Consider the following 6,585-nt stretch of genomic DNA (forward strand, 5'->3'; position numbering starts at 1 on the left):
GGCAGGTAAGCTATGCAACTGAATCCTTCCGAGGTCAGTGACATCATCAAGAGCCGCATTGAGCAGCTTGAGGTGTCCAGTGAAGCCCGCAATGAGGGCACCATCGTCAGTGTTACTGACGGTATCGTTCGTATACATGGTCTGCAAGACGTAATGTACGGGGAAATGATTAAGTTCCCTGGCAATGTATACGGAATGGCGTTGAACCTGGAGCAAGACTCCGTCGGCGCAATTGTTTTAGGTGACTATCTGGATCTGGCTGAAGGCCAGACCGTACAGTGTACCGGACGAATTCTTGAAGTACCTGTTGGCAGGCAGTTGCTGGGTCGTGTTGTTGACGCTTTGGGTAACCCCATTGATGGCAAAGGCCCACTCGAAGCTACCGAAACTTCTCCGATCGAAAAAGTTGCACCAGGCGTAATTGATCGTCAGGGTGTAGATCAGCCGGTTCAAACTGGTTACAAGGCGATTGACGCCATGGTACCAGTTGGTCGTGGTCAGCGTGAGCTGATCATCGGTGACCGTCAGACAGGTAAAACTGCTGTCGCTATCGATGCGATCATTAACCAGAAAGGCACAGGCATCAAGTGTGTCTATGTGGCTATCGGTCAGAAGCAGTCCTCTATTGCTAACGTAGTACGCAAGCTGGAAGAGCACGGCGCAATGGATCACACCATTGTTGTTGCTGCTGGTGCTTCCGATCCTGCGTCCATGCAATATCTGGCTCCGTTTGCTGGTTGCTCCATGGGTGAATTCTTCCGTGACATCGGTGAAGATGCCCTGATCGTATTTGATGATTTGACCAAGCAAGCCTGGGCGTATCGTCAGATCTCCCTGCTGCTGCGTCGTCCACCAGGTCGTGAAGCGTACCCTGGTGACGTTTTCTACTTGCACTCCCGTCTGCTGGAGCGTGCATCTCGCGTAAATGCTGACTACGTAGAAAAAATGACCAATGGTGAAGTGAAAGGTAAGACAGGCTCTCTGACTGCTCTGCCAATCATCGAAACCCAGGCTGGTGACGTATCTGCGTTCGTACCAACCAACGTAATTTCTATTACCGATGGTCAGATCTTCCTGGAAACCGATCTGTTTAACGCAGGTATTCGTCCTGCAATGAACGCCGGTGTGTCTGTATCCCGTGTAGGTGGTGCAGCCCAGACCAAGATCATCAAGAAACTCGGTGGCGGTATTCGTCTGGCACTGGCTCAGTATCGTGAACTGCAGGCATTTGCCCAGTTTGCTTCTGATCTGGATGAAGCGACCCGTAACCAGCTGGAACACGGTCAGCGTGTTACCGAACTGATGAAGCAGAAGCAATACGCTCCAATGTCTGTAGCTGATATGGGTGTAGTTATCTACGCCGCTGAAAAAGGCTACCTGCAGGACGTTGCTCTGAACAAGATCCTGGACTTTGAAGCCGCTCTGCTGAGCTTTATTAACTCCGAGTTTGCCGACCTGATGGCTCGTATCAACGAGAAGGGCGACTACAACGACGAGATCGAAGCGGGCATTAAAGAGGCCATTGAGAAGTTCAAGGCCACCCAGTCCTGGTAAAACAGGCTTATTGTTACCGGTTGTCCGCCTGGGCATCCGGTAACAGGTAGCTGAGGAATCACAATGGCAGGCGCAAAAGAGATCCGGACGCAAATAGCGTCTATTACAAGTACGCAAAAGATCACCAGCGCCATGGAAATGGTTGCGGCGAGTAAAATGCGCAGAGCCCAGGAACGCCGGGAAACCAGCAGCCCTTATGCAAAGCGTATTCGTCAGGTGGTTGGGCATATTGCTCATGCTCGAGCTGAATACAAACACGCTTACATGACCGAGCGTCCTGCCAAGCGTGTTGGCTATATCATCGTTTCTACTGATCGTGGCCTGTGTGGCGGTTTGAACATTAACCTGTTCAAAAAAACCATTGCCAATATGAAGCAGTGGGACGATCAAAACGTTGAAATAGATTTCTGCTTAATTGGCAGCAAGGCTGTTTCATTTTTCCAAAGTTACGGCGGTAACGTCGTGGCAGCCACAACCCATATCGGTGACTCGCCCAGCATTGCTGATCTGATCGGCAGTGTGAAAGTCATGCTGGACAAATATGAAGAAGGCGACATTGATCGTCTGTTCGTAGTTCATAATGAATTTGTCAACACCATGACCCAGTCTCCAGTAGTGCAGCAACTTCTGCCTCTGGTAGCTGATGACAATGAGTCGCTGAACAAGCCCTGGGATTACATTTACGAACCAGACGCCAAAGCATTACTGGATGGTCTGCTGCTTCGTTATATTGAGTCTCAGGTGTTCCAGGCTGTAGTGGAAAACAATGCCTGTGAACAGGCAGCGCGTATGGTTGCAATGAAGAGTGCGACCGACAACGCGGGTGACCTGATTGATGACCTGCAGTTGGTATACAACAAGGCTCGTCAGTCTGCGATAACCCAGGAACTGTCTGAAATCGTCAGTGGCGCAGCGGCGGTATAAAAGATTAAAGGGTAGAGGAAAGGCAAGGCTATGAGTAGCGGTCGTATTATTCAAATTATCGGCGCCGTAATTGACGTCGAATTCCCAAGGGATTCTGTCCCTAAGGTCTACGACGCCCTGAACGTCGAAGGCAAAGAACTGGTACTGGAAGTTCAGCAGCAGCTGGGCGACGGTATCGTTCGTACTATCGCCATGGGTTCCACCGAAGGTGTAGCACGTGGTCTGGTGGCTGAAAACACCAACGCTCCGATTCAGGTTCCAGTGGGTACAAAAACCCTGGGCCGTATCATGGACGTTCTGGGTAACCCTATCGATGAGAAGGGCCCTATCGGTGAAGAAGAGCGAATGGCTATTCACCGTAAGCCACCTTCCTACGCGGAACAGTCTGCTTCTAACGAGCTGCTGGAAACCGGTATCAAGGTAATCGACCTGGTAGCGCCTTTTGCGAAAGGTGGTAAGGTTGGTCTGTTCGGTGGTGCCGGTGTTGGTAAGACCGTAAACATGATGGAGCTGATCCGTAACATCGCGATCGAGCACTCCGGTTTCTCTGTGTTTGCAGGTGTTGGTGAGCGTACTCGTGAGGGTAACGACTTCTACCACGAAATGACCGACTCCAACGTAATCGACAAGGTATCCCTTGTTTATGGTCAGATGAATGAGCCACCAGGAAACCGTCTGCGCGTAGCGCTGACCGGCCTGACTATGGCTGAGAAGTTCCGTGACGAAGGTCGTGACGTACTGTTGTTCGTTGACAACATCTACCGTTACACCCTGGCGGGAACAGAAGTATCTGCTCTGTTGGGTCGTATGCCTTCTGCGGTAGGTTACCAGCCAACACTGGCTGAAGAGATGGGTGCCCTGCAGGAGCGTATTACCTCCACCAAGCAAGGTTCTATCACATCCATTCAGGCCGTTTACGTACCTGCGGATGACTTGACTGACCCGTCTCCTGCGACAACCTTCTCCCACCTTGACGCGACTGTAGTACTGAGCCGTGACATCGCTTCCAAGGGTATTTACCCTGCGATCGACCCTCTGGACTCTACTTCCCGTCAGCTGGATCCGCTGGTTATTGGTCAGGAACATTACGACGTAGCTCGTGGCGTTCAGACAGTGCTGCAGCGTTACAAGGAACTGAAGGATATCATTGCGATCCTGGGTATGGACGAACTGTCTGAAGAAGACAAACAGACCGTAAACCGTGCTCGTAAGATTGAACGCTTCCTGTCCCAGCCGTTCTTCGTAGCTGAAGTATTCACCGGTGCTCCTGGTAAGTACGTTTCCCTGAAAGATACCATTGCTGCATTCAAGGGTATTCTGGCTGGCGAATACGACAACCTGCCTGAGCAGGCGTTCTACATGGTTGGCGGTATCGACGAAGCGATCGAGAAAGCCAAGTCCATGTAATTGTCTGAAAGTCTTTCTTCGTTCTCTATATAAAGAGCAGAAGGAAGACTTTCATACCTAGGAGGTGACAATATGGCGATCACAGTTCATTGTGACATCGTTAGCGCCGAGGAGGAGATCTACTCCGGACTGGTGGAAATGCTCATTGCCACTGGTTCTTCTGGTGACCTGGGTATTGCACCTGGTCACGCGCCTCTGCTAACTGATTTGAGTCCAGGCCCTATCCGCATTGTTAAACAAGGCGGTGGAGAAGAGGTGTACTACATCTCTGGTGGTTTCCTGGAAGTTCAGCCAAACATGATCAAAGTGTTGGCTGATACTGCCCTGCGTGCAGAAGATATGGATGGAGCCGCTGCTGAAGAAGCCAAGAAACTGGCTGAAAAAGAGCTGGCTAACCAGAGCGGTGAATTTGACTATTCCCGAGCTGCATCCCAGCTGGCAGAAGCTGCTGCCAAGCTACGTACTCTTCAGTACATTCGTAAGTAAATGGGTTGTTAAGCGATCTTTTTACTGCGGTTTAAAAAAAACCCGACACCTGTCGGGTTTTTTTTATGCCTTAGAGTTTCTCGACAAGTAAAACATTGATCAGGTTGAATGCCTTCTTCCTTTTCCGTTTCCTTTATTCTCGTAGTAAGCGACTTTTTCTCTGAACTCTTCTTTTACGACATCTGTCAATAAATCCCACAAAGGGTTAGCCTGAACGTCGAAGCCTGCACTTCTCATAGCGCGGAACATTCTCGATAGCTCTTCTTCAGTCTTAATAAGAATAGGGGACTCTTGATAGATTCCGAGTGACCGGCTGATGTCAGTAGGAAAGAAGACAGTACAAGGAAAGTTTGCATCCATATCGGTGACAGGGTTTTCGGTGTCAGCACCGTGGTGAACCATATCCTTCCCTTCACCACGATTAAATTCGGTATTTAAAGAATCAATAACAGTACGGGTTCTGTCCGAGAGAACGCCAAGTTTCGAATCGAAAGCTCGTTTCTTATCGGTAGTGGCCAGATCCAAAGACTCTTTAGGAGAAAAGCAGAATAGTAGATCGAAGTCTGCAGTTTTAGGAATAACCATAAGCTTCTCACGCGCGTCACCCGTTCCTGCAAAAATATCCCATCGACCATCACTGCACTGATGAGCCTCAAAGGTCTTAGTCACGCCACCTTTTGAGCTCGACTGAAACTGCTCTGCCTTTTGATAATTATCAGCCGGAGTGATTGATTTGGAATTCTCGAGTAAACCCAACTCTTTAAGTTCATCGATACGACGAGTGGAAATATGAAGTTGCTCTTGTGTGGCTGAGTGAGTGACATAAAGCGCCTCATGATTCTTGGCATTCGAAGCGGCTATTTTCTCTGGAGAGGAGTCAGTCAGCTTGCTAAGGGACTGATCAACAGGAATAAATCCAGCCATCGGCCCCCAGTTGGAACTCTTGCCTTTTATACCAAGACCTTTTGACTCATAACCTTCCTCAATTAAAGTTCGGCAAATACGCTCTACAGGTCTGACTGCTACTATCGTGTTCTCTTTTTCTGCGACTCTTTGAAAACCTTCCAGGTAACTCCTTGGTATCCCCTGATTTTTATAGTTGGCAACATTTTCCATACCGATGAGTACATGTTTATCCAGCCCCTGGCTGCCGAAAGCTTTGCTGATTGTCTTTGATTGTGCGACCTGTTTGGCAACATCGCCAAAACTGCGCCTTCTTCTGGAAGGTGTTTCCTGAGATTTTGAGCGTTTCAACTGCTTCCCTTCTGTTTTCAGGAAGGGATTGTTGTCCAGATCAATAGGGCTTTGATTTACTCCAGTCTGAGTGGCACGAGTAACTAACTGGTGAGCAGCAATCTTTTCGGCTGAAGTAGAGAGCGCTACTGTCTTTGAAGGATCTGCTGACAAAACTGGAGAAGGTTGTGTTGCCTTAACAATACGCTCTGAAATAGGTTTTTGCGAAGAAGCAGTACTGGGTTGATTTGAATTACCGGTTTTAGGAGGGGTGTACTTCTGAACTTTACTGTCAGGGATAACGGTAAGTCTCCGCCCGAATAACTTTGCCTCCGGGTGTTTGGCTGCTTCAGCACGATCGGCGGGAGCTGAGTAATCTGCTACCGGCCCCGCCGCTATTGTGTTTTCAGCCATGAATGCTATTCCGGACTACCCCTCTTAATAAGGGTAGACAGAAAGACCTGATACATCCCGTTCACCTAACCATCATTGTCATCGCTACTTTATATAACGTATCCCAGCATAAAGAGGAAAAAGCTCACTATATTGGTAGCCTGTTTCAGGATGGGTAGTGTTGGGACTAATGACTCTTATTAGTTGAATAAAAATATTAAGAATTACGTGTAAACCGAGCTGGCGAAGAAACATTCTAACGCTTAGTCTATGCCCACTGATTCGGAGCAGAGATGTACCGGCTCAGACAACTTGTTTTGTTATTGCGAAAGCAGCTGTTGACATAACAAGTTAACGCAGTAAAATGCGTCGCCGTTGAACGAGGTTTTCTTCTTCGAAAACAAGAGGAGATGTTCAGCGTGTTTTCAAGTTCTGAAACATCAGTGCTTGACAACGAAAACGGTCGCGGTAATATAGCGGCCTCGCTGATCGGCACCGACGCCGATTCAGAGTTTGAATTAAGACGCTTTCGAGTGCTTCAAGCAGGTTCTTTAAAAACATATCAGACAATTCGTGTGGGCGCTTGTG

5 protein-coding genes are annotated in these 6,585 nt (G+C 48.8%); 4 read left to right on the plus strand and 1 reads right to left on the minus strand.

The genetic code is table 11. From position 1 onward, the window contains the following. The first annotated feature begins 12 nt into the window (after positions 1 to 12). The 4 genes from atpA to EOPP23_RS10455 all read left to right on the plus strand — a co-directional run bounded on the left by atpA (position 13) and on the right by EOPP23_RS10455 (position 4,371). Positions 13 to 1,554, plus strand: coding sequence for a F0F1 ATP synthase subunit alpha (gene atpA / locus EOPP23_RS10440; RefSeq protein WP_153765875.1), 1,542 nt, complete (start codon positions 13 to 15; stop codon positions 1,552 to 1,554). 63 nt (positions 1,555 to 1,617) lie between these two features. Beyond that, positions 1,618 to 2,478, plus strand: coding sequence for a F0F1 ATP synthase subunit gamma (gene atpG, locus EOPP23_RS10445; protein ID WP_153765876.1), 861 nt, complete (start codon positions 1,618 to 1,620; stop codon positions 2,476 to 2,478). A 30-nt stretch (positions 2,479 to 2,508) separates the two neighbouring features. Then, positions 2,509 to 3,885 (plus strand): F0F1 ATP synthase subunit beta, encoded by a 1,377-nt coding sequence (gene atpD, locus EOPP23_RS10450; protein ID WP_153765877.1) that lies wholly within the window; start codon positions 2,509 to 2,511, stop codon positions 3,883 to 3,885. A gap of 72 nt (positions 3,886 to 3,957) precedes the next feature. Then, positions 3,958 to 4,371 carry a F0F1 ATP synthase subunit epsilon gene (locus EOPP23_RS10455; protein WP_153765878.1) on the plus strand — a complete coding sequence of 138 codons (414 nt, stop codon included), beginning with the start codon at positions 3,958 to 3,960 and terminating at the stop codon, positions 4,369 to 4,371. Between the two features lie 99 nt (positions 4,372 to 4,470). Here EOPP23_RS10455 and EOPP23_RS10460 read toward each other — a convergent pair whose 3' ends face one another. After that, positions 4,471 to 6,018 (minus strand): anthrax toxin-like adenylyl cyclase domain-containing protein, encoded by a 1,548-nt coding sequence (locus EOPP23_RS10460; protein ID WP_153765879.1) that lies wholly within the window; start codon positions 6,016 to 6,018, stop codon positions 4,471 to 4,473. Positions 6,019 to 6,585 lie beyond the last annotated feature (567 nt).

It is taken from the genome of Endozoicomonas sp. OPT23, assembly GCF_009653635.1.
Taxonomy (GTDB): Bacteria; Pseudomonadota; Gammaproteobacteria; order Pseudomonadales; family Endozoicomonadaceae; genus Endozoicomonas_A.

Excerpts from the sequence above, each read along its gene's own strand:
- atpA (WP_153765875.1), top strand. The coding sequence starts at position 13 with ATGCAACTGAATCCTTCCGAGGTCAGTGACATCATCAAGAGCCGCATT.
- EOPP23_RS10460 (WP_153765879.1), bottom strand. The coding sequence starts at position 6,018 with ATGGCTGAAAACACAATAGCGGCGGGGCCGGTAGCAGATTACTCAGCT.
- atpD (WP_153765877.1), top strand. The coding sequence starts at position 2,509 with ATGAGTAGCGGTCGTATTATTCAAATTATCGGCGCCGTAATTGACGTC.
- atpG (WP_153765876.1), top strand. The coding sequence starts at position 1,618 with ATGGCAGGCGCAAAAGAGATCCGGACGCAAATAGCGTCTATTACAAGT.
- EOPP23_RS10455 (WP_153765878.1), top strand. The coding sequence starts at position 3,958 with ATGGCGATCACAGTTCATTGTGACATCGTTAGCGCCGAGGAGGAGATC.